The sequence below is a fragment of the Oleiphilus sp. HI0079 genome, assembly GCF_001635105.1.
In genome coordinates, this window is sequence record NZ_LWFT01000848.1 from 1 (window position 1) to 1,058 (window position 1,058).

1 protein-coding gene and 1 pseudogene are annotated in these 1,058 nt (G+C 44.1%); both read right to left on the reverse strand.

Features of this window, described 5'->3' with window-relative positions; translation table 11 throughout:
• A partial coding sequence (locus A3750_RS15775) for a Gfo/Idh/MocA family protein (RefSeq protein WP_068548433.1) occupies positions 1–768 on the reverse strand: 768 nt, incomplete at its 3' end.
• Positions 765–1,058: pseudogene (locus A3750_RS26215) on the reverse strand (hypothetical protein); the annotation flags it as partial. The gene A3750_RS15775 and the pseudogene A3750_RS26215, both read right to left, overlap by 4 nt.

A 1,058-nucleotide genomic window follows, 5' to 3' on the forward strand; every position in this document is an offset into this window, starting at 1 on the left:
TTCACCATCACAGGTGATCGAACGGAAGGTGCGCTGGCCCGTGGCTTTTACATCATCCGGCACATCGTTGTAGTCAATCGACAAGAACCAGCGAACGCGTGCGTTTTCGTACTCTAAGTAGCCGGCTGACTTTGTGTCTGACTTATAGTGAACAACGTTTTCTTGCAGCTCACCAAAGATAAAATGCAACATATCGTAAAAGTGCACGCCGATATTCGTAGCTATACCACCTGATTTTTCCTCATCGCCTTTCCAGGAATGTAAGTACCATTTGCCGCGCGAAGTAATGTAGGTTAAGTCTACTTCGCACTTTTTGGTCAACTGAGCGTTTTGGATTTTATCGCGCAAGGCAATGATAGATGGATGCACACGCAACTGCAGAATCGTGTTTACTTTTTGGCTTGTGTCTTTTTCAATCTCTTGCAGGCCATCAATATTCCATGGGTTAAGTACTAATGGCTTTTCGCAAATTACATCAGCACCCGCTCGTAAGCCAAAACGCATATGCGCATCGTGTAAGTAGTTCGGTGAACAAATTGAAACGTAGTCGATAGCTGAACCATGATTCTTGCGCTTTAGCTTGTCGATATAACGATCAAAACGTTCAAACTCAGTAAAAAATGCTGCCTCTGGGAAGTGACTATCAATAATGCCGACAGAGTCATTTTTATCGACAGCCGCTACAAGGTTATTATTCGTGTCTTTTATGGCTTTCATATGACGCGGCGCGATATATCCAGCTGCGCCGATTAATGCAAAGTTTTTCATACTTGCTTATCCTTTTGCTTGTTATTTCTATTCTTCTTCGTACCGTAAACAAAACCCATCACTACCCCAAACATTCCGCCAAACAGCGCCCCCATTATGCAGATCAAAGCACGGTTGGGCTTAGATTTTTTTTCTGCAATACGCGGCGCACTAACCTCTCTGAACACGTAATCCCGCGTACCCGATGCCAGCATTAGCGTTTTCGTCTGTTCTTCGATCAAGTCATAAAACACGCTTTGCATGCTACTGAGGTTGGTTTGCTCAATCTGCGCCTTGAGGAAGGTTATATT